Source organism: Allobosea sp. 05L423 (genome assembly GCF_056397745.1).
The window spans coordinates 156,263-182,477 of the sequence record NZ_JBFTOA010000002.1 but is presented as its reverse complement, the minus strand read 5'-3'; the positions used below and the strand labels follow the sequence as shown (position 1 = coordinate 182,477).

The 26,215-nt window shown below is 63.2% G+C and carries 21 protein-coding genes; 9 read left to right on the top strand and 12 right to left on the bottom strand.

Annotation, left to right across the window (positions count from 1 at the left end):
• Positions 1-2: 2 nt before the first annotated feature.
• From AC1DNE_RS04935 to AC1DNE_RS04915, 5 genes are all read right to left on the bottom strand, one after another.
• Positions 3-1,436, bottom strand: a complete 1,434-nt coding sequence (locus AC1DNE_RS04935) for an MATE family efflux transporter (protein WP_441470824.1) — start codon at positions 1,434-1,436, stop codon at positions 3-5.
• A complete protein-coding gene (locus tag AC1DNE_RS04930) occupies positions 1,423-2,673 on the bottom strand; it encodes an MFS transporter (RefSeq protein ID WP_441470823.1) in 1,251 nt (416 codons plus the stop codon). Before AC1DNE_RS04930 ends, AC1DNE_RS04935 begins: the two co-directional genes overlap by 14 nt.
• A gap of 62 nt (positions 2,674-2,735) precedes the next feature.
• Positions 2,736-3,494, bottom strand: coding sequence for an SDR family oxidoreductase (locus AC1DNE_RS04925; RefSeq protein ID WP_441470822.1), 759 nt, complete (start codon positions 3,492-3,494; stop codon positions 2,736-2,738).
• 174 nt (positions 3,495-3,668) lie between these two features.
• Positions 3,669-4,487, bottom strand: a complete 819-nt coding sequence (locus AC1DNE_RS04920) for an alpha/beta fold hydrolase (protein WP_441470821.1) — start codon at positions 4,485-4,487, stop codon at positions 3,669-3,671.
• 185 nt (positions 4,488-4,672) lie between these two features.
• The gene (locus AC1DNE_RS04915) at positions 4,673-5,659 is read right to left on the bottom strand and encodes a GlxA family transcriptional regulator (protein ID WP_441471081.1); all 987 of its coding nucleotides are present in this window, start codon (positions 5,657-5,659) and stop codon (positions 4,673-4,675) included.
• Positions 5,660-5,938: 279 nt separating this feature from the next.
• On the opposite strand from AC1DNE_RS04915, the gene AC1DNE_RS04910 reads away from it, so the two are divergent.
• Positions 5,939-6,727, top strand: coding sequence for an alpha/beta fold hydrolase (locus AC1DNE_RS04910; protein WP_441513504.1), 789 nt, complete (start codon positions 5,939-5,941; stop codon positions 6,725-6,727).
• Here the strand turns inward: AC1DNE_RS04910 and AC1DNE_RS04905 are convergent.
• The 3 genes from AC1DNE_RS04905 to tehA all read right to left on the bottom strand — a co-directional run bounded on the left by AC1DNE_RS04905 (position 6,718) and on the right by tehA (position 10,213).
• The gene (locus AC1DNE_RS04905; RefSeq protein ID WP_441470819.1) at positions 6,718-8,601 is read right to left on the bottom strand and encodes a cation:proton antiporter domain-containing protein; all 1,884 of its coding nucleotides are present in this window, start codon (positions 8,599-8,601) and stop codon (positions 6,718-6,720) included. The two genes, AC1DNE_RS04910 and AC1DNE_RS04905, sit on opposite strands and share 10 nt — an antisense overlap.
• Positions 8,598-9,179 (bottom strand): NAD(P)H-dependent oxidoreductase, encoded by a 582-nt coding sequence (locus AC1DNE_RS04900; protein ID WP_441470818.1) that lies wholly within the window; start codon positions 9,177-9,179, stop codon positions 8,598-8,600. Before AC1DNE_RS04900 ends, AC1DNE_RS04905 begins: the two co-directional genes overlap by 4 nt.
• Positions 9,180-9,241: 62 nt before the next feature.
• Positions 9,242-10,213: a dicarboxylate transporter/tellurite-resistance protein TehA gene (tehA, locus tag AC1DNE_RS04895; protein ID WP_441470817.1), complete on the bottom strand. Its 972-nt coding sequence runs from the start codon at positions 10,211-10,213 to the stop codon at positions 9,242-9,244.
• A gap of 337 nt (positions 10,214-10,550) precedes the next feature.
• On the opposite strand from tehA, the gene AC1DNE_RS04890 reads away from it, so the two are divergent.
• Both AC1DNE_RS04890 and AC1DNE_RS04885 read left to right on the top strand, forming a co-directional pair.
• Entirely contained in the window at positions 10,551-10,997 is a 447-nt protein-coding gene (locus tag AC1DNE_RS04890) for a (2Fe-2S)-binding protein (RefSeq protein WP_441470816.1), read from the top strand.
• A gap of 12 nt (positions 10,998-11,009) precedes the next feature.
• A complete protein-coding gene (locus AC1DNE_RS04885; protein WP_441513505.1) occupies positions 11,010-13,244 on the top strand; it encodes a xanthine dehydrogenase family protein molybdopterin-binding subunit in 2,235 nt (744 codons plus the stop codon).
• Between the two features lie 126 nt (positions 13,245-13,370).
• On the opposite strand, the gene AC1DNE_RS04880 is transcribed toward AC1DNE_RS04885, so the two are convergent.
• From AC1DNE_RS04880 to AC1DNE_RS04870, 3 genes are all read right to left on the bottom strand, one after another.
• Positions 13,371-13,742, bottom strand: a complete 372-nt coding sequence (locus AC1DNE_RS04880) for a c-type cytochrome (protein ID WP_441470814.1) — start codon at positions 13,740-13,742, stop codon at positions 13,371-13,373.
• Between the two features lie 312 nt (positions 13,743-14,054).
• Entirely contained in the window at positions 14,055-14,435 is a 381-nt protein-coding gene (locus AC1DNE_RS04875) for an MbcA/ParS/Xre antitoxin family protein (protein WP_441470813.1), read from the bottom strand.
• A gap of 106 nt (positions 14,436-14,541) precedes the next feature.
• Positions 14,542-15,114: a metallophosphoesterase family protein gene (locus tag AC1DNE_RS04870; protein WP_441470812.1), complete on the bottom strand. Its 573-nt coding sequence runs from the start codon at positions 15,112-15,114 to the stop codon at positions 14,542-14,544.
• A 1,618-nt stretch (positions 15,115-16,732) separates the two neighbouring features.
• Here AC1DNE_RS04870 and AC1DNE_RS04865 point away from each other — a divergent pair.
• The 6 genes from AC1DNE_RS04865 to AC1DNE_RS04840 all read left to right on the top strand — a co-directional run bounded on the left by AC1DNE_RS04865 (position 16,733) and on the right by AC1DNE_RS04840 (position 25,294).
• A complete protein-coding gene (locus tag AC1DNE_RS04865; protein ID WP_441470811.1) occupies positions 16,733-17,443 on the top strand; it encodes a TnsA endonuclease N-terminal domain-containing protein in 711 nt (236 codons plus the stop codon).
• Positions 17,443-19,593: a hypothetical protein gene (locus AC1DNE_RS04860; RefSeq protein ID WP_441523644.1), complete on the top strand. Its 2,151-nt coding sequence runs from the start codon at positions 17,443-17,445 to the stop codon at positions 19,591-19,593. Before AC1DNE_RS04865 ends, AC1DNE_RS04860 begins: the two co-directional genes overlap by 1 nt.
• Before the next feature lie 4 nt (positions 19,594-19,597).
• Positions 19,598-20,671 carry an ATP-binding protein gene (locus AC1DNE_RS04855; protein WP_476840932.1) on the top strand — a complete coding sequence of 358 codons (1,074 nt, stop codon included), beginning with the start codon at positions 19,598-19,600 and terminating at the stop codon, positions 20,669-20,671.
• Complete coding sequence (locus AC1DNE_RS04850; protein WP_476840931.1) at positions 20,668-22,395, top strand: TniQ family protein; 1,728 nt, start codon at positions 20,668-20,670, stop codon at positions 22,393-22,395. The genes AC1DNE_RS04855 and AC1DNE_RS04850 overlap by 4 nt, the downstream gene beginning before the upstream one ends.
• The gene (locus tag AC1DNE_RS04845; protein ID WP_476840930.1) at positions 22,355-24,280 is read left to right on the top strand and encodes a KAP family P-loop NTPase fold protein; all 1,926 of its coding nucleotides are present in this window, start codon (positions 22,355-22,357) and stop codon (positions 24,278-24,280) included. The genes AC1DNE_RS04850 and AC1DNE_RS04845 overlap by 41 nt, the downstream gene beginning before the upstream one ends.
• Positions 24,281-24,622: 342 nt before the next feature.
• A complete protein-coding gene (locus tag AC1DNE_RS04840) occupies positions 24,623-25,294 on the top strand; it encodes a hypothetical protein (RefSeq protein WP_476765303.1) in 672 nt (223 codons plus the stop codon).
• A gap of 219 nt (positions 25,295-25,513) precedes the next feature.
• On the opposite strand, the gene AC1DNE_RS04835 is transcribed toward AC1DNE_RS04840, so the two are convergent.
• Positions 25,514-26,194, bottom strand: a complete 681-nt coding sequence (locus AC1DNE_RS04835) for a transporter substrate-binding domain-containing protein (RefSeq protein WP_476765302.1) — start codon at positions 26,192-26,194, stop codon at positions 25,514-25,516.
• Between the last annotated feature and the right edge of the window lie 21 nt (positions 26,195-26,215).

Below are 26,215 nucleotides of genomic sequence, written 5' to 3'. Positions count from 1 at the left end.
GGCTATTTGAACCAGACGCCCGCCTTCACCGCAGCGAACATCGCCAGCCCATAGGCCAGGAGTGCGAGCGCCAGCGAGGCGAAGAAGGCTTCGAGCGAACCCGTGAGCCGCAAGACAAGCCAGCCGCCGAGCAGTGCGACGACGAGGCGAAGCGCGCCGGCGCCCAGCGGCCAGAGCAGCTTTCCCGCGCCCTGGCTGGCAAAGTAGAGCGACAGTCCGAGCCCGAAAAAGCCGTAGAAGGGGCCGACGATCCGCAGATAGGCGCTGCCGGTCGCGATCATCGCGGGCTCGGCGCTGAACAGCCCGAGCCAGGCGGCGGGAAACAGCGCGGCCACGATACCGATGACTTCGGTGATCGCGAAGGACAGGCCCGCTCCGCTCAGCCCGATCTCCAGTGCCCGCTCGCGCTGGCCCGCGCCGATATTGGTGCCGACGAGCGCGACCATCGGCGCGCCGATGCCAAAGATCACTGGGACCAGCAGATATTCGAGCCGGACGCCTGTCCCGAAGCCCGCGACCGCATCCACCCCGGCCGCGGCGGCGACGATCGCGGTCGCGCCAGCGACGATGAGGTTGGTCTGGAGCGACTGCAGCGCCGAGAGCGCGCCGACTTTCAGGATGCCGGCGAGCGGCTCCCAATGCAGGCGCACCCAGTGGAACCGCGCCGGGTTGCGCCCCGAGAGGACGTACCACGCCATGGCGAGCGTTCCGCCGGCGTAGAAGGTGAGCAGCGCCACCCCTCCTCCCGCGATGCCGAGAGCCGGAATGGGGCCGAAGCCGAAGATCAGTAGGGGCGAGATCGGGATCAGCAGGGCGACTCCGACACAGCTGACGATGGCCGGGAATGCCATGTTGCCCGTGCCGCGGATCACGCTGGCGAGCCCGTTCATCAGCCAGATCAGGCCATTGCCGGCGAAGACGACGCCCGAATAGGTCAAGGCCGCCTCGAGATCGCCGCCGGAGCCGCCGAGCAGACGATAGATCGGCCGGCCGAAGATGAGGAACAGGGCCGAGAAGCCGAGGCCGAGGGCGAGGTTCAAGACGATCGCGTGCAGGACGAGAGCGTCAGCCCGTGCGCGCTGTCCGGAGCCGAGCGCACGCGCCACGGCCGAGGAAATGCCGCCGCCGATCGCGCCGTTCGAGAGCATCGTCATCAGCATGACGGTCGGGAACACGAGCGCCATGCCCGCCAGCGCCTCCGTCCCGAGCTTGGCCACGAACCAGGTCTCGATCAGCCCGCTCGATGCCTGGGCGAGCATGATGAGCACGTTCGGCCAGGCCATCCGGACCAGCAGCGGCAGCACGGGCGCTTCGAGCATGCGTCTGGTGCGCGGATCGACGGGCACAGCCGACCCCGCGCGGTTCGCGAGCTCGGCCGAGGAACCGGGCAGTGAGCCGGGCGCCCCCGGCGCAGAGGCGTCGTCACCGCGTCGCATGGGCTGCCCCGCGTCGATCGAGCATCATCGCCACCAGTTCAGCCAGCGCCGCCATCGCGCCGATGGCCCAGACCGCGCCGATACCGATGATACCGGCACCGATCGCCGATCCGATGGAGAAGCCGAGATACGTGGTCGAGGTGTTGAGCGCGAGCGCAACGGATGCCTCCGAGACTGGCCCGGCCGCGATCAGCCGCGCCATCTGGGCAGGAAACAGCGACCACACGCTGAAGCCCCAGGCCGCGATGGCAGGGAGCGCGACTACGAGGGCCCCTGCCGGCGCCAACAACGTCGCAACGGCGAGAGCTGCAAAGGAGATTGAAAGAGCGATGAGAGAGCTCCGCACCACCCGGTTCGATCCGAAGCGGTCGTTCAGCGTGCCGCCGACCGTGACGCCGATCGCTGCGGCGAGGCCCCACATCGAGACCGTCGCGCTGATTCCGGTGGCACCGAAACCGAGCACCGCCTTCAGATAGGGAGCGATGTAGGGGTAGGCCGTGAAGGCGCCGATCGCCCAGAACAGGCTTACGGCGAGGAGGCGAAGGATCGCAGGGCGCCGGACCACCCCGAGCCGTTGCTTCAGGCTCGCCACCGCAATCCCGAACCCGGCGTCGGAGCGAATCCCGAGACCGATTCCGACGATCGCGACGAGTCCCATCGCAGCCACGGCGAGAAAGGTGGTTCGCCAGCCGAAAGCATGGCCGACGATGGCGCCGAGAGGCAGGCCGAGCGCGATGGCGATCGTCATGCCGCCGCTGACGATGGCGAGCGCACGTCCGCGCTTGCCCGCAGGTACGATGACTCCCGCCAGCGAGTTCGCTCCCGGAATGTAGAGCCCCGACGCGACCGCCATCATGATGCGGGCGAGCATCAGCGCCGCGAAGGACGAGGAGTGCGCTGCGATGAGGTTCCCGGCGGTGAAGATCGCCATGGCGAGAAGCAGCGTATCGCGCCGCCGCAAGCTCGCGGTCAAGACGGTCGAGATCGGCGAGCTTACGGCAAGGACGAGCGTGAAGACGACGACCAGCGTGGCCGTCGCCGAGAGGCTCATCCCGAGGTCGTCGGCGATGGTCGGCAGAAGCGGCGCGATCATGAACCCTTCGGTTCCGATGGCGAAGGTGCCGAGCGCGAGAAAGGCCGGGGGCAGAAGAGAGCCTTCCTCAACCGGCTTCGACGCCATCGCTTCGACGGCGGCGGGGGCCTTAGCCGCGGAGGATAGCGGCTTGTCATGAATCATCGAGAGCGCTCCAAACGCCGCAGGCTCCCCCTGCCGGACCGACATGGGGGCGCCTCTACGGATCAGACCGGAATGGGATTGGCGATCAGTTCGAGATTGAAGCCCTGCACCAGCGCGTGCTCACCGCTGCCTGGGTTATCCCGCAGCGCCTTAATCTCGTCGACGATCACCTCTGCCGCCTCGGTGGCGAGACCGGCCATCGTTTTTTCGATGAAGATGTCGAGCGGCATGGCGCGAGAGTCGCCGCTCTTCTTGATGAGGTCGGTATCGACCCAGGGTGGCGCGATCTCCTGCACCGAAACGCCGGTTTCGCGCAGCATGAAGCGCTGCGACAGCGCATAGGAGTGCAGGGCTGCCTTTGTGGCCGAATACACAGCCGTTGTCGCCAGCGGCACATAGGCCAGGATGGAGGTGTTGTGGATCACCGTCGCACGTGGCTGGGCCTTCAGATGCCCAATCAGCGCCGATGTCAGCCGGATCGGCCCGAGCAGATTGGTGTCGATGATCTTGCGCGACGTCGCATCGTCGATCGTGCCGCCCGCATCGTCGAAGGGCATGATGCCGGCGTTGTTGATCAGCACGTTCAGGGTCGGATAGGCCTGCGTCAGGCGGCCAGCCACCCGTTCGATATCGGCGGCATCGGCGATGTCGAGTTCGATCCCATCGATGCCCGGATTGGCCGTCGTCACCTCGTCGAGCAGCGCCCGGCGGCGCCCCGCCACGATCACCTTGTTGCCGAGCTTGTGGAATGCCTCGGCCAGGCCCCGCCCAATGCCCGAGGTCCCCCCGGTGATGAAGATCGTGTTGCCGGTCATCTGCATGGCGTCACCTGGTATCTCTCGTTGAGGCAGACCGGGCACTCCCCGCCGCCGATGGACCGACAATCGCAAACAATCGCAATGTCTCAAATGACACATAAGCGTCGATTTGAGACATTGCGTCGCGAAATCTCGCTATCGCCGAACGTTGACGGCCGCGCGGTCTGCGGGCTGGGCTCAGCCTTCGAGAAAGCGATCGATCTCGGCCGCGAAGTCGTCGATGTGCTGAAACAGGAAGGCGTGTCCCGCGTCCGGATAAAGCACCAGCTTGGCATCTGGCGCCTGCTGCGAGAGCACATAGGAACGATAGGCCGGCAGCATCACGTCGTGAGCGCCGTTCGCGACGAGCATCGGCAGCCTCAGCTCCTTGGCGCGGTGCAGTACGCCAGGCCAGCTCGACACCGCCTTAACCTGCCCCATGAACGACACAGCGCTGACCGGCGGCCCCCGACCTGGCGCCGTGGCGATGCGGGCGAGCGAGCTGCGGCCGGCAGCGACCGCGCTTTCGCTCTCCGGATAGAACAGGAACAGGAAATCGTCGGCGTCGTTTTCCGGCTTTGTCATGATCTGCGGCACTCGCGGATGCTGCTGCGGACCGTCGGCGACCGGCCCCGGGCTCGACCCCGCCACGATGAGCCGGCGGACGAGCGCCGGGAAATCGAGGGCGAATTGCTGGCTGACCACGCCACCCAGCGACCAGCCGAGCAGATCGACCTGCGAGCAGCCGAGACGCTGGATGAATTCGGCCGCGACGGCGGCGAGTCCCGCGACCGTCTCCGGCACGCTCCCATCGGAGCGCCCTATGCCCACGCTGTCGAAGCGGATCACCCGCCTGTCTTGTGAGATCGCCGCGATGAAGGCCGGGTCCCAATCGTCCATCGTGCCGCGGAAGCGCTGAAGGAGGACCAGCGGCAAACCGCCGATCGGTCCGTCTTCACGCCATGCCAACCGCCCGAAGGATGTTTCCAGCGCATTGATCTCGGATTTGACGGCCACGCTTGCCTCCGGCGTTCGACCTTGACGGTCGAGACAAGCTAGGCCCCACAGTCGTCCGCTCCTAAGTCAACAAGGCGGCAATTCCGGACATGGCCGCCGCCATGGCGTCTTCTTTTGGCTGCCGGAGCGGCACCTGACGCGTTATGCGAACCGAGTTGGGTGCGATGGCTTCGCTGGCCGGGGAACTACTCGCCAGCCTCGGCCATGCCAGATGTCACGTCGCCTGCCTGTTCCTGCGCTTCCGCCAGGCGTAGATTGCGACGCAGCGTCTGCGGCGGGTGCCCGAAGAAGCGCAGGAAAGCCCTGCGCATCCGATCGCGATCGGCAAAGCCGGTATCGCGAGCGACGATATCCATCGGATGCCTGCCATCCTCCAGCATCGCCTTCGCCGCCTCCAGGCGCAGCCGCTCGACAGCCTTCGCCGGGGATTGCCCGGTCTCTTCGCGAAACACGCGGGTGAACTGCCGTGGGCTCAGGCTCGCCGCATCCGCGAGTTCCTCGACGGTCAAGGCGTTGCGGAGATTCTCTTTGGCATAGACGAGCGCTCGTTTCACGCGATCGGAGCGCGGCTCAAGTTCAAGCAAGGCCGAGAACTGCGACTGGCCACCGGGCCGCCGATGATAGATGACGAGCCGGCGCGCGACTCCCCGGGCCAGCTCCGCGCCATAGTCATCCTCGATCAGCGCCAGGGCTAGATCGAGCGCGGAGCTCATTCCTGCCGATGTCCAGACATTGCCGTCCTTGATGAAGATGCGGTCGTCGTCGACCCGCACGGCGGGGTAACGCTCCTGCAGCGTCTTGGCATGGGCCCAGTGCGTCGTGGCTGATTTCCCATCGAGCAGACCTGCTTCCGCCAGCGCGAATGCGCCTGTGCAGACGCCAGCGACACGGCGGGAATGCTGGCCGGCAGCGGCGATGTAATCGCGCAACGCCGTCGTAAGGGGCCGCGGACGCAACTCGCCGAGAACCATGAGGGTGTCGGGAAATTCCCCTAGCGGGACGGTTTCAACCTTCATGCCCAAGGTAGATAAGATGCCCCCGCCTCTCTCCGACATGACGGAGACCGAGTAGGCGTGGCGGCCAAGCTGCAGGTTGGCGAACTCGAATGCAGACAAGGCAGCCAAGCCCATGACTTGGAAACCGTCTTCCATGATGAAGCCGACATGTCTCATCCGCACCTCCACCTCACCGGTTTCGCTTGATAGCATGATTTCATGCACGGCAGAGCGGGGCTCGAAAGCCGTCACGCCAGTCGGCCACCATTGGGCGACATAGCCAGCGGCGCGCAGGCTTCAAGACACAAGGCTGACGGATCGCGCGGATTGTCCCAAATCGGCGTGTCTTTGACGGATCGAGCCGCCGAATATCCGTCTACATCCCGCAAGGTGCATCAGCGAGGCGGCATCATGGTCAAAGCCATTTTTGATCCTCTCAAGCCTGGGTTCATCCCCGTGGAGGGGTATAAGCTTCGGATTCTGCGAAGCCCGGGGCTCGGCCTACCGATCCTCATCACTGCGCCCTGGCCGCAGAGCATCTACGCATTTCACGCGATCTGGGACGACCTGATGCAGCTCGGCCCCGTCATTGCGGTCGATCTCCCGGGCTTCGGGCGCTCGGATCATCGCTCCGAACTGATGTCGCCGGCAGCCATGGGGCAATTCGTCATCCGCCTGGCCGCAGAGCTCGGCATCGCACGGTGGCATGCCATCGGTCCCGACGTGGGCACCTCGGCGATGCTGTTCGCGGCGGCCACCCGGCCCGACCTGTTCGAAAGCCTCGTGGTCGGCAGCGGCGGCGTCGACATGGGCCTGCTCGGCAAGGGCTTGCGGAGCGTGATCGAGGCGAAGCCGGGGACGTATGGCGAGCCCGACGGCGGCGCCCAGGTCGTCGGCACGATCACCCGATTGACGCGTGCGACCCCACCGGCCGAGGCTATGGAAGATTTCCGCCTGTCCTCACTGGGGCGGCGCTGGATCGAGGCCGCGGACTATGTCAGGGCCTATCCGCGCGATCTGCCGAGGCTCCAGGCCCTCTTGCCGACGGTGACGACGCCCGTCCTCGTGATCTCCGGCAAGGACGACCCCATCGTGCCGCCGGCCAACGGCGAGCTTCTGGCGCGAAACCTTCCCCATGCCGCCCACCGGGTATTCCATGCCGGCCATTTCGTCTGGGAGGATGATGCCGCGGGCTATATGGATGCCGTTTCGGCCTGGGTCACGGGCGGCTATCGTCAGGTCTGACCGCCGCCCGAGGCTTCCCGTGTGTCGGCGGTGAGTTCCCCGTAGAGCCCGCGCGTGCCCCAGTCCTCTTCCTGGCCCCGGTGCGAGCGCTCATTTTCAAGATCTGCGGCAAGGAGCTGGGCCAGGGTCGATGCGGCGGCCTTCGACGCCTGCAGGAACCCATTCTCGTCTGCACTCGATGGCCGGCTCCGACCAAAGAGCGAGCGGTCGTGCATTCGAAACAAGGCTGCAGACCGATGCGCCCGGTGAGCGCGAAAACCGAAACGGATCAAGGCTTCCTTCCCGATCGAAAGACTGGATTCATAGGTCTCGCTCTCGACGTGATCCGCTCCAAGGCGCAGCAGCTCGTAGGCATGGCGCCGATCCCACGCACGCGAGAGGATCACGAGGTGCGGAAACGACGTCCGAGCCGTTTCGACCAGATGGCTGATCTGCTCGCGCTCGTCGATGGCGACGATGAGGATCTTTGCCGTTTCCGCTCCCGCGGCGCGAAGAAGGTCGAGCCGGGTTGCATCCCCGAAATTCACGCGCTGATCGAAGCGGCGCAGGATTTCGATCTGGGTCAGGCTCGTGTCCATGATCGAGATCCGCAGGCCGTTGGCCTGCAGCAACCGGCCCGCGATCTGCCCGAAACGGCCGAACCCGGCGACGATGACATCGACGCGATCCTCGAATTGGACGTCTGGCGCGGCCTGCTGCGACGGAGCGATCCGGCGACGGATGATGCGGTCCAGCAAGAGCATCAGCAGCGGCGACAGCAGCATCGAGATGGCAACGGCGGCAGGCAGCAGGCGCGACAGCTGCTCGGGCAGCAGCGCAAACTGCTTGGCGAAGCCGATGAAGACGAAGATGAACTCCCCGCCTTGCGCGAGCAGGACAGCCAGCGAAATCGCCTCGATGGGACGGAAACGGAAGGCGCGGGAGGCCGCGTACATCGCGAGCGTCTTGGCGAGCATCAGGCCCACCGCGATCGCGATGACGGAAAGCGGCTGGCTTCGCAGCAGTTGGAGATCGAGTCCCGCTCCGACCGTGATGAAGAACAGCCCCAGCAGCAAGCCGCGAAACGGATCGATGTCGCTCTCGATTTCCTGCCGAAACTCGGTTTCGCTGAGGACAACCCCGGCGATGAAGGCACCCAGAGCCGGCGACAGACCGACGACGGTCATCAGAGCCGCCACGCCGACGACGAGCATCAATGCCGCTGCGGTGAAGACCTCGCGCGAATGCGTTGCCGCGATAAATCGGAACAGAGGCCTGACGGCGAACCGGGCTGCGAGGACGACGAAGACTACTGCCACCAAGGCCTCGGCGCCGCGCAGCCAGGCGGCCGGATTGCCCTCCGCTGCCGCAGATGCGTTCGACGCCAGCAGCGGAACGACGAGGAACAGCGGGATGATGGAGAGATCCTGAAACAGCAGCACACCGAAGCAGGCACGGCCGATGGTCCCCGACCGCTGCCCCTTCTCTTCCAGTGTGGCCATGACGAGCGCGGTCGAACTCATCGCGAGGATGAGAGAAAGCGTCACCGAGACCGCGAAGGAGAGCCCCAGCATCATGGCTATGGGCGTGATCACCACCGACACGGCGAGCATCTGTGCCATGCCGAGCCCGAAGATTAGTCCCTTCATCTGCCACAGCAGCGCAGGGCGAACCTCCATGCCGATGAGAAACAACAGGATGACGATGCCGAATTCGGCGACATGGCTGACGGCGGCAATATCGCCCGTCAAGGAGAGCAGGCCCGGGCCGATCACGGCGCCTGCGATGATGTAGCCGAGAACGGATCCGAGCCCCAAACGCTTGGCCAGAGGGACGGCGATGACGCCGGCAAGCAGATAGACGAAGGTCCGGACCAGGATTTCGCCGGTGCTCATATGACGGTCTCCCGCATCAGATTGTCGAGATAGCGCCTATATCCCTGCGCTGCCTGCTCCAGCTGCTCTCCACGCAACCGAGGGGCGTCATGGAGCAGATGGGGCGCGGCCCAGTGCATCTGGCAGAGCGCCGCTGTCCGCTCCAGCGGCCGCAGGAATTCCTCCACCCTGTAACCGTTGCGACCGTCCTCGCGGTAGCTCCGCTCATCGCCGCCGGTGGAGGCCGCACAGAACAAGGTCTTGCCGGCAAGGCGCGGCGCGCTGCCGCCATAGGCGAAGCCGTGAAGCCAGACGAGGTCGAACCACTCTTTGAGGACAGCCGGCACCGAATACCAGAACAGCGGGAACTGGATCCCGATCACCTTGTGGCGCAGCAGCCTTTCCTGCTCCGCAGCGACGTCGATCTGATAGTCTGGATAGGCTTGGTAGAGATCGTGGATCTCGATCCTGGGCTGCTCGGCCGCCGTTTTCGCCAGGCGGGCGTTCACGACGCTGCGGTCGAGCCGCGGGTGAGCGATGACAAGCAGGCCAGTCGGCTCGACCGGGTTCGTCTCCTCTGCGACCGGGCTCAAGATCATGTGGTCTGCTGAGTTTTGCATCGTCGTCGGGGCGTTTGATCTGGAGGAGGACGTCGCGGCGGTCAGCGCGTGGCCGACGGAGCCGGTGGGGCTGGCAGCAGCCTTCCCCTGACTAGGAGCCAGAGTGTCCGCAGAACGATCGCGCCCATCGCGATCGAGACGAATGCAAACACGACGGGCGCCAGGACGGAGACCGGACCTGCATCGCCGCGGCCGACGAGTTTGACCATCGCCGTTGCCAGCGCGGTGAGCCCGAAGGTGAAAGCCCAGACCGAGGCTGTGACACCGGCAGCGAAGATCCACCGTGCCAGCCGCGCGAGCAGCAGGAGCTGCAGCAAGCCGTAGCCGATCAGGCCGTAGACGACGATATCAGGCGGGCCGCTCGTGACGCTTAGATAGGCCGCGGCGCCGACCGTAGGCGGAGCCAGCTGGATGCCCAGCACCGGCCGCAGCGGCGGCGGCATCTCCGGCGCTGTGTAGAGCCTGTGGAGCAGAACGGATTCGATCGCCAACCAGCTCAGGAGGCCAGCCCCGAAGGCGAGGCGGCCCCAGTCTCCGAGCCCGAATGTCGTCAGGCCGATCGCGGTGACATAGGAACCTGCGACCGTCGGCAGATAGAGGACTGGCGTCGTCGCGGCCAGATCGCGCGTGCCCTGCCAGAGGATGCCGGTGCGCCACAGGGCGAAGACCAGAGTGAAGGTCAATCCCGCCGCAAAAAGCGCCACCGCGACGGGGCTGGAATAGGGGTTGGCGGCAATCGCAACCAGCATCGTCGCAACTCCGACCAGCCCGATGAAGCAGCACTGGACCGGGTGGTTCGCCTCCCCGATGGCTTCGCTGCGAGCCGCCAGCCATTTGGCGGCGAAGAGGACAAGGAGAACGGCCCAGACGAAACCGCCTGCCAGCATCAGGGCCTCGCCGATCGCAGCCGGCAGCCCCCAGACCTCATGCGCCGCCCGCCAGCTATTGCCCCACCCGATCAGCCCCAGGACCATGCCGAAGAAGGAGGCGGGGATGGCGAGGGGTTTGCTCATGGATCTGTCCATCCGGGTTGGGCTTTGGGTTGTTCGGCTAGGTGGCTTAATGAGACGCGCGCCTCCGCGAGCGAGGAATATCTCCGCATCTCATCGGCCCGGTCGGGACATGGCGGACCTTAGCGGCAAACCCAGCAGGACCGCAGGACGAAGACGAGGCAATTCGGGACGTGGGCGCGAAACATCCCTGCGCGGGACGTCCCGATTGCCTGTCTTTGCACCACAGACGCGCTCGTGGCTCTCGAAGGGATTTGTCCGAAATCGCCTCGTCTTCGTCCTGCGCGCTGGCCCCGCCCCCTTTAAGGTTCATGCTTCATTCGCGCAGTGGGAAGCGGTCATGACAAGCATCAAGGTCAACGGGGCTGCATATGAGGTCGATGCGGAAGCGGAGACGCCCTTGCTTTGGGTTCTGCGCGATACGTTGGGATTGACCGGGACGAAATACGGCTGCGGCATCGCCCAATGCGGCGCCTGCACTGTACTAATGGACGGTCAGGCCGTCCGGTCCTGCCAGATGCCGCTCGACAGCGTCGGCACCGCGGAAATCCGCACGATCGAGGCGATCGAGCAGGATCCTGTCGGCCATAAGGTCGTCGAGGCATGGGTGGCGCAGCAGGTGCCGCAATGCGGCTATTGCCAGTCGGGACAGGTCATGGCCGCGACCGCGCTACTCAAGCAGACGCCGAAGCCGAGCGATGCGGACATCCAGGACGCCATGACCAATCTCTGCCGTTGCGGGACCTACAATCGGATCGCAGCGGCGATCCATCAGGCCGCTGGTTGAGGAGGGATCGACATGAACATGCTCGCAGCGATCAAGTCCACCAACGCAACTGCGCTGATCCCCGTCGAAGGCGTCGCCAATCTCTCTCGCCGGGGCGTTCTCGGTGGCGCGGCCTCGCTGGTGCTGGGCGCTCTGCTGCCCGCCATCCCAGCGCGCGCCCAGACCGCTCAGGCGGTCAAGCCGGGCACACGCGTTGCCGCCTTCCTGGTCATCGGCAAGGACAACAGCTTCAAGATCCTCAGCCCCTTCGTCGAAGGCGGTCAGGGCATCAACACCGGCATGGCGCAGACGATCGGCGAGGAGCTCGACGTCAACCCGGCCCGCTTCGAGGTGGAATGCGCGCCACCCGGACCCGACTACGCCGTCATCGACGGATTGCGGATGACGGGCGGCAGCTTCTCGACGCGCTCAAGCTACATGCCGATGCGCCGGCTCGGCGCCAGCGCGCGCGAAATGCTCATTCGGACAGCCGCGGCGCGCCTGAAGGTCAAGCCCGACAGTCTCACGACCGAAGACGGCCATGTCGTTCACGCGGCATCCCGTCGGCGCGTAGCCTATGGCGAACTCGCCGAGGAGGCCTTGAAGCTCACCCCCGCCGCCGAGGTGAAGCTGCGCGACCCCGCAACCTTCCGCTGGCTGCGAAAGCCCGTACCCCGGCTCGACGTTCGTGAGAAATCGACCGGAAAAGCGATCTACGCGATCGACCAGAAAGTCGACGGCATGCTCTACGCGGCCGTGCAGCATGCGCCGCATCTCGGCACGAACCCGACCGGGATCGCGAATGAAGACACGCTCAAGGCCATGCCGGGAGTCCATGGCGTGCACCGCTTGCCCGGCGCGGTCGCCGTCACCGCAAACAGCTGGTACCGGGCTCGCAAGGCGGTCGAGGCGGCGGACGTGACCTGGTCCGCGCCGCCTGCGAGTGGCTTCGACGCCGTCGCGGCGGACTACTCTTCGGCGGGCCTGCTATCCAAGCTCAAAGGCAACACCGCCCAGGCCGTCTCGGCCGAAAAGGAGGGCGATGTTGCGGCAGCCTTCGCCAAGGCCGTTAAGACCGTAGAGGCCGAGTACGATGCGCCATACCTCGCTCATGGCCAGCTCGAACCGCCCTCGTCGATCGCGCGCTTCAACGCGGATGGTTCGCTGGAGCTCTGGCTTCCCAACCAGATGCCCGAGCTGTTCCAGTCGGTCGCGGCTCAGGCGGCCGGACTGCCGCCGGAGAAGGTGATCCTGCATTCGCCGATGCTCGGCGGGTTCTTCGGGCGCCATTTCGTCTATGGGCCCGGCAATCCCTTCCAGCAGGCGATCCTATTGGCGAAGGAAACCGGCAAGCCGGTCAAGCTGCTCTGGTCCCGCGAGGAGGAGTTCAAGCGCGACGCGCTGCGCCCGTTGAGCTTCAGCCGCTTCCGGGCCGCGATTGGCCCCGATGGAAAGCCGACCGCCATCCAGGTCCGTACCGTTGGAGAAGGACCGCTGGGACGCTATTTCGGCGCCGGCGCGAAGGGCGGGGTCGACAGCTCCGCGGTCGAGGGCATCGTCGAGAAGCCCTATGCCATCGCGTCCCGCAGCATGGAGTATGTCCGCTTCCCCCATCCCGTGACGATCGCCTTCTGGCGTTCGGTCGGTCACTCGATGAACGATTACTTCTACGAGGGCTTCTTCGACGAGATGGCCGATGCCGGGAAACAGGACCCCTTCCAGCTCCGCATGGAATTGCTGAAGGACAAGCCACGCCATCGGAAGCTGCTGGAGACGGTGGCCGCGATCTCGGGCGGTTGGAAGCGCGGCCCCTATGATGCGGAGGGCGGCAAGCGGGCGCGCGGCGTAGCCATGGCCTCGCCCTTCGGCTCGGAAACAGCGACGATCGCCGAGGTCTCGCTCGAAGCGGGCGAGGTCAAGGTTCACAACCTCTGGATCGCATTCGATCCCGGCAGCATCGTCAACCCCGCGATCGTGAAGTCGCAGGTCGAGTCGGCGGCAGCGCTAGGGCTCTCCGCCACGCTGTTCGAGGAACTCGTCTATGATGGGGGCCTACGCCAGTCTCACAATTTCGATGACTATCCGATCCTGTCCCGAGCCGCGATGCCTCAGGTTCATGTCGAGATCGTCGAGAGCGGAGCGCCGATGGGCGGCGTCGGGGAGCCTGGACTGCCCGGCGTTCCCCCGGCAGTGGTCAACGCGGTTGCCGCCCTGACCGGCCGGCACATCCGAAGCCTGCCTCTGTCGAAGGCGAAATTCGGAAGCTGAGCCGGAGGAGAGAACTCTCTTCGCCGTCGCGGCCCCTGTTCGAGATCAAGCATAGCGAACATCGATAAGGGCGCGCGCCGGTGATGTTCACCGGCGCGCGCCCGAGTGTTTTTGGGCGGCCCGCCCCTACTGCGCAGGCAGCGTCTTCAGGAATGCGATGATATCGCTGCGATCCTGTGTGTTCGGGACCGCGATCGCCATGGTCGTCCCGGGAACCGCCTTCGCAGGTCCCCCGAGATAGGTGTCGAGCTGCTCCTCGGTCCAGGTCAGGCCGGAGCCCGTCATCGCCTTCGAGTAACGAAAACCGGGAGCGCTCGCCGCCGGGCGACCGACGACGCCGGCGAGTCCGGGTCCGATCTTGTTCTGGCTCCCGGCCGCATGGCAGGCGGAGCAGCGGGAGAACAACGTCTTTCCCTTTGCCGCGTCGCCCTCCGCATGCGCGAGACCGGCACTCCCCACAAGGCAGGCGATCAGCAGAAGTCGTTTTCCCAGCATCATGACTCATCCCTCTCTCAAAGACCGGCCACTGCGGCCGCGATCCGGATGCGGATGAGGTTAGGCGGCAGCCGAATGCAGCCCGAGGACGAAAACACGCTGTTTCGGGACGCAAAGATATTCCATCACCGGCTTGAAGCTGGGTGAGGCCACCGCGCTCTGGCCGCCACCGGCGATCCGAGCGAAGCAGGTTACGCTTGCGGCGCTCAGCCTGAGTGAGGGCGTGGATCTGACCGACGTGAAGGCGAGGATGACTGCTCCGTTGATGGCAATGTCCTCGGCCGCCCTTTTTACAGCGGTAAGATCCCTCCAAGCTCAGTTGAGAGCGCGACGTGCGTCCAGATAGGCGATGACATCAACGAGCCCGGCCACGGTCTGCAGCTTCTCGATCGGCCGGGCATTGAGGGGGATGTTCGCGCTGGCAAGCCAGCTTGCGGCGATCTCATCGTCACCGCCGACAATTGCATCGAGCGAGCGAAACAACTGCACGAAAAGGACGGCAAGCTCGAACGGCTTTGTGCCAGGCTCAAGTGCAGAGCCGCCGCGCCTGATGCGCGAGATTGTAACCTCACTGACGCCGATGATCGCGGCAAGCGTCTCGGAGCTGATCTTGAGCTGGTCCGCTGCCCGAATAGCGGCTTTGGTGACGACCGCGCCCGATTCAGCAGATGAAACAGGGAAATGTTGACCTGGCACGACAATTCCTTTTCTCGGATAAGGACGACGGCGCCCGTTAGCGTAAGAGAGACAACCCCGAGCGGCGCGGGCCTAGCCGGGCCAAGGCCAGTATCATTGCCCGAACCTAGACCTCGACGATACAGTCGATCCGGAAACCCGGGTTCTCTCTTAATCCATCGCGCGGGTAACCGGCCTGGTTGGCAAACACCCGCGTTTGCCCGACTAGGTAATCGTGAGAGCCGTGATCGTGCCCATGGATCCACAACTCCGGCCTGGTGGCCTCGATCAGCCAACCGAGATTCGACACGAATGCCGGAGACAGTGATCCACCCTGATGTCGCGGCTGCACCGAGCCTGGATGCGGCGCATGGTGGGTTACGACCACAGTGGGCCCGCCGTGCTGCCGCTCGAGTTCCTGCCTCAGATAATCGCGGTCTTTGCGATGTTCGGCGGCCGCGTGCCACGGCATGAACCGGGCATGGTGGCCACTGTCCTCTCGATATCGGATCAGGCGGTGGTCGTTCATCTCGTCCCCAGCCGTGATCATTGATGGCTTCGGAGTGCCTAGCAACCGGTAGTCGGTCCAGAGGATCGCACCGACAAAGCGGACCCCGTCGATGACAACGGCGCGCCTGTTCAGCAGCAGGATCCCTGCTTCGTCAGCGGCCGCCTGCCCTTTGGCGAGCTCGGACTTCATTTCATGATTGTAGAATTCGTGGTTGCCGGGGGACGTAGACGATCGGTCGACCTTTCAGCGCGCCGGTGTCGCGCTCTTGCGCGAGCCATTCGACCGCGGCGGTGACCGGCTGATGGATGTCGCCAGCGAAGACCGCGGCGTCGAATCCGGCAGGTCGGCGGGGAATGCGAACGGCCCGAACTCCAGATGGATGTCCGACATGACAAGCAGACGCATCCGAAGACCTTCGTAGCAGGAGGAACGCGTCACGCTCGGCGGCGCAACCGCCCTGAGGCGATGTATGCAGGCAGGAAGGAGCGAAGCGGCCCCAATGACCAGTCAGCAGGTTAGATGCTGGCGTTGGCTGAGACTGTCAGTAGCAATTCGTGGTTGGGGGAGCGCCAGAACGCGTACCGCGCGGCGAGAGGCAAGCGGCTAAACGCCCGAAATAGCCGGTATCGCCATCGCCTGCGCGAGCAATAATACTGCGAATTTGATATCGGAATTGTAATATTCGCAAATAAAAAACCGGCGTGCTGAATTTAAATCGCGCACAATTACCCCCGCGAATTTCCGCCGCACCGCGGGGGACCGCATAACATTACACTCAAACAGAGTCAAGATACCTACGATCGATTCCTTGATCTGGGAAATTTTGAACAATCTCAGAATGTTGCAGCTAGAATCGAACCCAACCGCTCGACTTCGAACCCCTAGCACCGCGGCTCAAAGCGGTAGCGCGGCAAGCTGAGCTTGAGGGTCCACCGCTCGAAAGAATCGACTCGACGGGAGGCCGCTACTTGCTGATCCTGATTTCGCGAGCCGCGCAATTCAGCTTCCAAGCTCGCAAACAACAAAAAAGCGCCGGCGAAAGCCGACGCTTTTGCAATGAAGTTCGTTGGCGAGAGACCCTAGGAAAGTATCGAGCCCCCGAACTTCACCATCTCAAAGGCTGGCGCCGATGAGCTCCGAACTCTCTTGCGACCTAGGTAACAGGTCAAGCGGTTTCGGCGCTTGCGGCCAAAAGGAGGTCGCGTGTCAAACTTGGAGTTTCGAACAAGTCAGCTAGATGCTGACGAGCCCTGGGCCGTCCAGATCAAGTTCTGCGAGTTGCGATCGCTCGTCGCGATCGATTTAGCATCAGAGCGTTCGATCGCTGCGGTATCCGCCCCTACTCCACCCTCTGTCCAAGACTACGTCGCGTTGATTGCCGAGCTTCCTCCTAAGTTGGGCAATGCGCCAGCCGGCTCACTTTCGGGGCTTATCGTTCTGAAGCCGGACCTTGTGACGACCGATCCCAGAATAGCCGCGATCTGCCGCGTTCTGGGCATCGCCCGAATTTTCCAAGGAGCCGCCCGAACGGAGGCCGAGCGATTGGCCGTTGCCGTGCCCGGTTCTGAAGCGGAGGGCATCGCAATGTAAAACCGCGCCCAGAACGAAGAAAGCACTTCGACGGCAATCGAAGTGCTTTCCCGTAGAAATCCTTCGCTCCTAGCGGCCTTCAGAACCTCGGAGCGATTCCCATACCCGGCGACTGCCGACTTGGTCATTCGTGTGTACCTGCGAGCGCGAGCGCGTGCAAGCAGTTTCGCACGAATACTGAGATCGCGGTGGCGCGCCTACCGAACGAATAGATCTCATGAACCCAATTGTTGAAATTGCCCCCTCGCCGGCGCCGATCGTCTATTTGCCAGGCGAATCTCGATCCTCGCGCAACGTTCACTCGAAAAGCCGTGGCGCCTGCCGGCCCAGCATCATTGCAGGCAGCGTCCCCTACGAGCTGATGTGTGAGAGCGGCTTGGAGCGCGACGTCGCCCTCGTCCTCTCGACCTGTCCAGATATTGCGGACATCGTCGAGCAGCCGCCCGCGATAGACTGGACCGACGCCGCAGGAACGAGGCGGCGATACACGTTCGACTTCCTGCTAACCCTCCTGTCCGGCTGCAAGATAGCTGTAGCCGTGAAGCCGTGGGAAAAGGCGCAGCGCGAAGGTCTCGATCATAAGCTGAGGTCCATGGCCCTGCAGCTTCCAGGCGGGTTCGCCGACTACGTTAAGCTGATCACCGACCGGGACATCTCGCTAGACCTGGTACACAACGCCAAGTTGATCCGCCTGTCTCGTCGAACCTCCAATCCGGTCCATGATGCGGCGGTTTCAACTCTTCTCGCCAAGACCCCTCAATCCACCGTTGGGCAAATCGTCCAAGCCAGCAAACTCGAGGGTGAAGGCTTCCAAGCGGTCATCCGCCTGATTGCTAGCGGCAAGGCTCGCCTCCTCAACGACGAGCGGATTAGCTACGCCGCTCGGATCGGTCTGGTCACCGCCTCGAATGACGAGGAGCTTGCGTGATGTCGACCGAATTCACACCCCGCTTCAACCTCGCATTCCAGGATCGCCTGGTCATCGACAACATCGCGTACAAGCGCAGGTCTCGGCTTGCACACGGCTATGTCCTTGAACGCGTCGAAGATCCGGACGTCGTCCAGAAGTTCACCGATCGCGAGCTGTTTGAAGCCTCTCTGAAGGAGGGCTTTCGTTTCGATCGAGGAGCGTTCTCCCAAAGCAAGGCCTTTGCTACGAGCCAATCGTTCGATGAATTCATCGGCTCGCTTCCTCACAGGGAGCAGGAAAAAATCCTGTGGCGAGCAGAGTTTTGCCGCGAGCTCGAGAAGTTGCGGGTCGAACGCAAGACAACGTTGTCCGATTCTGCGCTTAAGCGCATCGCACCGGAAATCGTGCAGAAGCTGCATGAGACGCAGCTGAAGCGATCCGCAAAACGAAACGCCGAGGGCGTCGCAATTCGCCTCCAGGCGGGCGATCAACTTCCGGGCATGCCAAAGCCACCAAGCCCCCGAACAGCGCGCAAGTGGCGATCGTGGTACATCGAAGGAGGTCAGCGGGCGATTGCGCTCCGCCATCGCCGGATCAATAGCGGCAATCGGGTGACGGAACGGCTCAGGCTCGAAGAGCGCAAGCTCCTCCTTGAGTTCGCCCATCGGTATATGAGCGAGACCAGGCCGACGATCCGGGACGTTCATCGCCTGATGAAGGCCCATATCGATCTTGAGAACGTAAAGCGGCTCGCGGCCGGAGAACTCGCTCTACGTGTCCCGAGCTACCAACGCCTCGCGCAGGAGATCCGCTCGTTTCCCGAGTTCGACACGTACGCTTGTCGACACGGCTTGGACGCCGCGAAAAGGCGTTTTCCCGCAGTCCTCAATGGCGTCGATGTCGAGCGGCCGCTGCAGCGTGTGGAACTCGATGAATGGCGGATCAACCTTCAGGCGCTGTGCGCCGATCTTGGGATCCTCGACAAGCTCTCCGACAGGCTTCGTTCAGAGATCGCATCTGTACGACCGTGGCTCTGCGCCGCCCTCGACTGCGCAACGCGAGTGGTCCTCGGCTTCAAGATCGGGCTGACCCCGACCACCGACTTGGCGATCGATACGCTCGAAATGGTCGTCTCACCAAAGGCCCCTTACGCCTTAGCAGCGGGAGCCCTATCGCGGGAAGATTTCTACGGGAGCCCCGAAACTATCGTGACCGATCAGGGGGCTGCCTTCATGTCGCTTCGCTTCCGCCGCGCCGTCATCGATCTTGGCGCAGACGCGGAGGCACCGCCCGCCGGAATCCCGGCGCTGAGAGGCCGCGTCGAACGCTTCTTCAAGACGGCTGGGACGCAGGCCCTGAGTCCGTTCACCGGAAGGACATTCGAATCGATAGCAGCAAAGGGTGACTATGATCCGATCGCTCGCATCAGCCTAACGCTGCCGGAACTCTGCGATGTCATCACCCGCTGGGTCCTCGATATCTATCACAACAGCCCGCACTCCGGGCTTGGCGGTGAGACGCCAGCCAATTGTTGGAAGCGACTGGTCAAGACCTACGGGATCACCCCTCCTCCGGACCGTCATACCCGCCGCGTCGTGTTTGGCGCTGAATCCCAATGCTGCCTGACGCCTCGTGGCGTCAGGGTTCTTGGGCTGCATTTCAACTCGCTCGAGCTGCAGGAGCTCCATCGGAAACACGGAGGTATCAGGCTTCCGGTCCGCCTCGATCATATGGACCTGTCGCATGTCTCTGTCCGACTCCACGATGGCGGGTGGTTGGTGGTACCTAATAGCCGGCCCTGCTTCGACGGCGTCTCGCTCGACATCTGGCTCGCGGCCGAGGCCGACTTGCGTCGTCGCTTCAAGGCTCAAACCGAGCTCGACGACCAGATTGTCGCGCAAGCGGTCAAGGACGCCTGGGATTTGGCTAGGGCTGCCGGCGAGAGGGCTTCCATTCTTTCGACACGCCCGACTCCGGAACAGTTGGCACACACCGAGAAAGAGATCGGCTTCGGGTTCAAGCGTGCTGTGCAACTGCCGCCCGACACGAAACCGATCAATCAGGATCTCACGAGCGGTGCAATTCCGGCTGCGAACCATGCGGTCGCGAACAGCCCTACCCCGGATCAGCCGACGCCCCCTCCGCGCCGCTTCACCATCACGGACTGATGCCATGTCTATCGAATCCGATTTCCACGTTATCGACCTGCTCCGGTCGTCTCTCTCCGAGCCACAGCGCCGTCTGCTTGACGTGCGGGAGCGCCTGAAAGGCCGGTACATCCAKACGGATTGGGACGATGATCTCCGTGCCAAGTTCGACACGCTTCTCAGATCTGTTCTCTCGCGCAGAATCGTGGCGGGATGGCCTCTTCCCGAAACACGGCTTGAAGCAAGATGCCTCGTCGTGACCGGCGAGGCGGGAACTGGCAAGACGGAGTCTCTCGACCGGCTTTTTCGGACGCATCCGGTTCTCCAACCCCGGGGAGAGCAACGCTCCCCCCTCATTCGCGTGACCGTGCCGGCTCCCTGTACGTTAAAGACGCTCGGGCGGGAGCTGTTGAGAGCACTTGGCTATCCGCTGTCCCGGGAACTGGCGGACCACATCATCTGGGCTCGTATCCATGAGTTGCTGCCTGCCGCCGGCGTCCTGCTCATCCATCTCGACGAGATGCATAATCTGACAGACGGCGCGAACTCGCTGCAGCTGGACAATATCCGCAAGGCCCTCAAGGGGCTCATGGTCTCACCTGACTGGCCGGTTGGACTAATCATCTCGGGTTTGCCCGGTCTCGTCCCTGAGATGCGACGCGTCGACGAGATCCGCAGGCGTGGCCAATTCGTCTCGGTCCCTCTGCTGCAATTGCCCCGCGATTTGGACATGATTGAAGGCCTCATCCTTGGCTTGGCAGAAGTTGCGAACGTCGAAATTAGCAACGCACAGCCGACAGAGATCGCCCCTCGCCTCATCCATGCCGCGCTTTACCGCCTAGGCGTCGCCATCGAACTCATCCACGAGGCGATCGAACATGCCCTTGCGGAGAAAAAGCCTCTGGGGACAGAGCAGTTCGCGACCGCCTTCACCGATCGAACTGGATGCGCCTCCCCGATGAACCCTTTCATCGCGTCGGGTTGGGCAGAACTCGATTGCACGCTCGTGCTTGCCAATGAGCCTCCGGTCGACCCGGAGTGGCAGCCCTTGTCCAAAGCCCGCCGCGGACGCGGCAGCAAGAAGGGCGGCCGGTCATGACATCTCTGTATCCGACGTTGAAGCCGCGAACGGGCGAGTCTCCGGCGAGCCTTGTTTCGCGTCTCGCGCTGCTCCATCGGTCGCAGAGCGTCCGCGTCTTCTCCCTCGATATGGGCTTCCAGCAGCAGGAAATAGTCGACGGCGACCCAGGAGCACTGGCGCGCCTAGCCCATCTCGTTGATGAAACTCCTGCCGTGATCTCACGATGGGCGATCATCCGCCATGAGGGGCACTACGAGTATCGCGGCCAGACCTTCTCCAGATCATCCCTTCGGCGGGCGCGCCAAATGGCCTGCCCACGCTGCCTGACGGAAGATCTCGAGACCGGCCCCTCCTGGAACGTGAGCGCACGCGCCGACTGGCTTTTTCAGCACTCACGCATCTGCATGGTTCACCACGTCGAACTCGTGTGCGTTGCTCATACCGACGATCCCTCGCTGGTGCACGACTTCGCGCGAAGCGCGGCTGCTGCGATCCCCCGTATGGTGCAACTGGCCGCCGAAGCCGTTAGCCGCACCCCGACGCGCTTTGAGCACTATGTGCAGCATAGGCTGGACGGGCGCGCCGGGAGCCCCTGGCTGGACTCTCTGCCCTGCTACGTTGCGATTAAGACCTGTGAAGTCGTCGGCGCGGTCATCCAGAGGGGCCGACACGTCACGCTGAAAGAACTGAGCGATGAAGACTGGCGCAGCGCAGGAGAAGCTGGATTCGACCTGGCCATTGGCGGGCCCAAGCGCGTCAGGGAGCTTCTGCATGATCTCTGGACGGCGCATGTCGGTTCGCATGGGCACAGTGCAGGGCCGCAAGCATGGTTCGGTCGGCTCTTCAAATGGCTGTATTCGCTTCGGGAAGACCCGAATTACGACTGCATCCGCAACCTCATCATTGACTTCGTTGCGGATACGGCCCCCGTAAGTCCTGAGGATCTTCTTTTCGGCAAGCAGATCGTGACGGAGCGGCGCCTCCATTCGGTCTCCACGGCAAGCAGCGCAACCGGGCTTCACCGTAAGCGTCTCCGGCGCGTGCTTCGCGCATCCGGCATCCTAACCGCCAGGTCCGATCACCTCACGGATAACGTGGCAACGTTCTCGTCTGAGGCTGCCGTGCCGGTCCTCGACAAACTTCAGAACGCACTTACTCAGAAGCAGGTCGAGACCAACCTGAACTCTGGTCGCGTACACACGAAACTGCTGGTTGATCATGGCTTCATTCAGCCAATGGAAGGCCATGAACGGCTCGAGCTTGGCGATCAGTGCTACGACCGTCGCGAGCTCGACGAATTTAAGATGCGGCTATTCACCAACGTCGTTTGGGTCAAAGAACCAGAGTGGCCCCAGATGACGATCGCCGCTGCCGCGAAACGTACCTGCTGCTCAGCAATGGAGATTGTAAGACTAATCCTGGACCGCCGGCTCCGTTGGGTCGGTTCATGGACCGCTACGACCGGTTTCCCGTCTCTGTTGGTCGATGTCACCGAGGTGAAAAGACTCATACGCAGTGAAGACAGCGATCATCTTACGATGGGCCAAGCGGCAGACATGCTCGGCACAACAGATCGGGTTCTGAGCGCACTCGTCGAGAGTAAGGCGCTATCGAGCGAGAGGCGCATAAGTCCCAAAAACCGCTGTCCCTACGTCGCCGTCCCTCGAAAAGCCGCCGAAGCGTTCAAGGCTCAGAAACAGCTTGCTGCTGGCGCTGTTCAGCGAGCTCGCCATAGCTGTTGATACAATTGAAGAGGGCTCGGGCGATCCGGTCGGACGGCAACGCCGTGAACTGGGAGAGGCTGGCAAGAAGGTCGTTGGCTTCGCCGCACAACTCGGCGGCCTAGGCACATTGGCAAAGGTCGCCGGCTCCGTCGTTCCCGGGGCGGCGCTTGCCGGTGAGGCCATCGAGGCGATCGCTAAGGCGGCGAACGGTCTGGACGGCAAACGCTCGATTGCCGCCGAGAAGGCGGACTTGCGCCAACGCCTCGGCTCCTTACCGCGCCGCATCGTTGTCACCGTCGACGACGTTGATCGGTTGGAACCAAGTGAGGTTGTCGAGATTCTGCGGCTCGTCCGTTCAGTCGCCGACTTCCCGAATGTGGTCTATATGCTTTGCTACGATCCTAGCATTGTTGCCCACTCGATACAGGCAGCCGCCCAGGTGGAAAATGGGCACGCCTACATTGAGAAGATCGTCCAGATCGCGATCTCGGTACCGCGGCCTGAGGCTTTCGACCTGCGTCGATGGTTCCGCGAGGAGATAGATGCGCTTCCTTATGCTGCCGACGAAGCCGGGGCATGGAGATCGCGGCTTGGTGCAGTCGTGGACATTGAGGGCGGCCGCTACCTCTCTACACCGCGTCATGTCGTCAGATGCCTGGACGGCATCCGATTCTTCTGGGGTGCGTTGCAGGATCAGGTCGATCTTAGCGACCTTGTCTGGCTGCACCTCATCAAGGTCGGCAACCCAAAGCTCTACGGCTGGATCGAACACTATCTTCCCGAGGTCGCTGCCCAGACATCCGGGATCGCGATCATCAGCGAAGATGAGAAGCGGTCGTCTCGTAAACGCCTCGACGAAGCACTGCTGGCCGAAAGCGCCGAGTTCGAACACGCCCGTCATAGACTGTCAGAATTCCTCCCCGGCATCGAGGAGTGGATGAACTACGGCAAGGATGACGAGCCCGGCGTTCATGCTCACATCCCCAAGGAGGAGGTAGCGAGAGCAGCCCGCTCCAGCAGACTGGCCAGCCCAGATCACTACCGTCTCTATTTCGCGGTGCAACAGCCTCGCAACGCACCGCGGCGTACTGACTTCCAGGCCCTGTTCGCAGCATTGGACGCCTCGGTGGCCGAGGCCTCGAAACTGCTGGCGAGTTGGAACAACGAGCGGCTTTCGACCGGTGCAACGAAAGCTGAGGCGATGCTGAGCCGTATCGTCGACGCAGATGGGGACACGTTCGGCTCGGCGCGAGCTCAGACGCTTCTCTGCGCGATGGCCGACCGGCTGGACGAGATGGCGTCGGTGCGTGACGAAGGCCTCGGTGATCCGCAATCTTGGGTGGAGGGACGTCGCGTCCTCAAGTGGCTCCTACCGAGACTGGAGGATCGTCGAGAGGAAACGTTGCTCGGCATGTTCCGGAGCCGAGCGATGGATTGGCTGACGACCCTCCTGAGGAGCGAGACATTCGCGCATGGGCGCGTCGAAGGGCGTCCGAGTGGCGAGAAGCATTTCGAGGCCGATGAGCTTGATCGAGTCTCGGCGATCATGGTCGAAAGATACAGAAATCTTCGCCTTGAAGAATGGACGGCGTTGCGGCGCCCCCTCAGCGCGCTCTTCGCCTGGTATCAGGCCGGCGATCCCGAGGGGCCGAAGGAATTCGTTACGTCGCAGATTGCGACCGATGAGGGGTTGGTGAGCGTGCTCGAGCTCATGGGCGGCCGCGTAAGTTCTTCAGCACGGGGGGAGTATGTCGCACTTAAGGAATCGACGCTGCGCTATTTCATGGACTATGCGGTCGCGCGCTCAAGGGCGGAGAACCTCGCCCGCGAGTCGGGTGACGCCTTGCTGAAGAAGCGAGCGGCGGCGTTGGCTCAACAGTTCAAGGATGCCGACGCGTATTAGCTTCCCACCACTGGACGACACCACAGAAATCCGCTCGGTTTGGCGGCCTCGACATTGTGGGACAGAAAATCACTGCTCGGGACGAAAAGCCCCCCAAGTGCGATTTCGGGGACAAAACCTCACTGGACCGCAGGCCCCATGCCCAGTCAAAGATAATGAAACGTGCATTTTTTGCCAGTCTCGTTATCTTTGACTGTGTGAAATCCGAGGTGCTGAGACGGCCCGCTGCATCTGAACCATCATGGCGAATAAGATCGAAGCCGCTGTTTGTGGCTTGCTCGGAGACTCGTGAACCTCAATCCGAGGCAGCAATTCCCAGCCAAGCCGTTCGGGTAGACAGCCATGAGCTACGACCACTCCACACATGAGAACCGTCTTCGCGCGAGCACCCTACTCCAGGAACTGAAGGGCAAGCTCAGCAATGTCGGTACGTCCACCATCGACGCGAAAACTATGACGGCCGCTTCCTCGCTTGAATGGTGGCGGCTGTTGAAGGTCGAAGGCGTTCATGTCTATCAGGCGGACGATGGGTGGCACGCTGACGTCACCTTCAAGAATCTCCCCCCGGGAGTGCCGACGATGATGGGCAGCGTGGGAAGCTACCAGAGCCAATCTGCGGCATTGAAGAGTGCCGTTCGGCAGCTCTCGATTCTTGCCGTGAACGACAAGCTCCCTCTGCCTCCCACTCAGGAAGGCTATCGCTGGTTCAAGTTCGACAATGTCGAGGTGCCGGTTAACGCCGATCTGATCGCGGCCTTTCCCGAAAGGCTGGCAGCCGAGGGATACACGGACTTCAAGGCGAAAGGCCGCCTCGCCTGGTTCCGGCACCAGCTCGCGGACGACAAGCCAATGACGGCGAAGATTTTCCAATCGTTGGATCAGGACGATCAGAACAGCATCAAGATCGCGTGCGCTATCGCACTTAGCTTCAGCGTTCATCAGTTCTCGATCGAGGATGGCCTCTGGAGTGAGTTTTCGCCTTCAGAAGGAACGACATCGACGATGCGGATGTGAAGCTAAGCCGCAGTTCTGCCCCTATGCCGGAGCGCGACGCGGCAGCAATAGGGCTTCGGTTGCTTGGATCAGGAACGCCAGCCCAAGCCTCCTGAAAGATGAAGAAGATCAACCTCGGCAGATGTCCGCAGCGCTCATTCCCTCGAGCCTTGCGCACCGATTTTCTCACGGTCATGGCGCGTAGATGAGATGGCTATCGACGCTGTGACCAAAGGGTCGTCAGCCGTTTTCGGCTGAATTCGATAGGGATTCGGCAATCAACCCGCTAACCGCAGCTTCATCCAAGAAGCGCTGGAGTCTCGGCAATTGGTCAGATTGCCGAATGGGCAGCGCCATCGCCTGCCGAATTTCCATGAACGGTTCTTCGATCAGCCGTAGGCCCGGGTTTCGCGCGACGAACGCTGCTGCGGGTTGTCGAATTCCGGCTCCTGCCTCAAGGCCCTGCGAGAGAAAATGAGGCAGGGCCTCGGCCGAGGTCGGAACGCGCACGATCTCGGCATGCTTCAGCGTCCGCGTAAGATGCAGATCGTAGGCGGCGCCGCGCCCGACGGAAACCCGCACGCCCGCCTGGTCGACATCCCGAATGCTTTGGAACGGCGACGCCGCCGCGACCACGAACACGCCCTCGATCACGAGGTAAGGCTCGGTGAAGGCAATCTCCGTGGCCCGCTTGGGATCGATGGCGAGGAAGGCCACGTCCCAGATATCGTCTGCCGCCGCATCGACCACCTTGCCAGCACCGTCGAACGGGATGAGGTCGAGCGCCAGCCCTTCGCGGTCGGCTAATGCCCGCGCAAGCGCTACCGTAACCCCGGTCAGCTCACCGTTCGGGCGGCGCTGCGCAAGAACCGGGTTGCCCAGGTTGATAGCGGCCCGCAGCCTGCCGCTCTCAGTCAACATGTCCGCATCCGCCACTGCTCC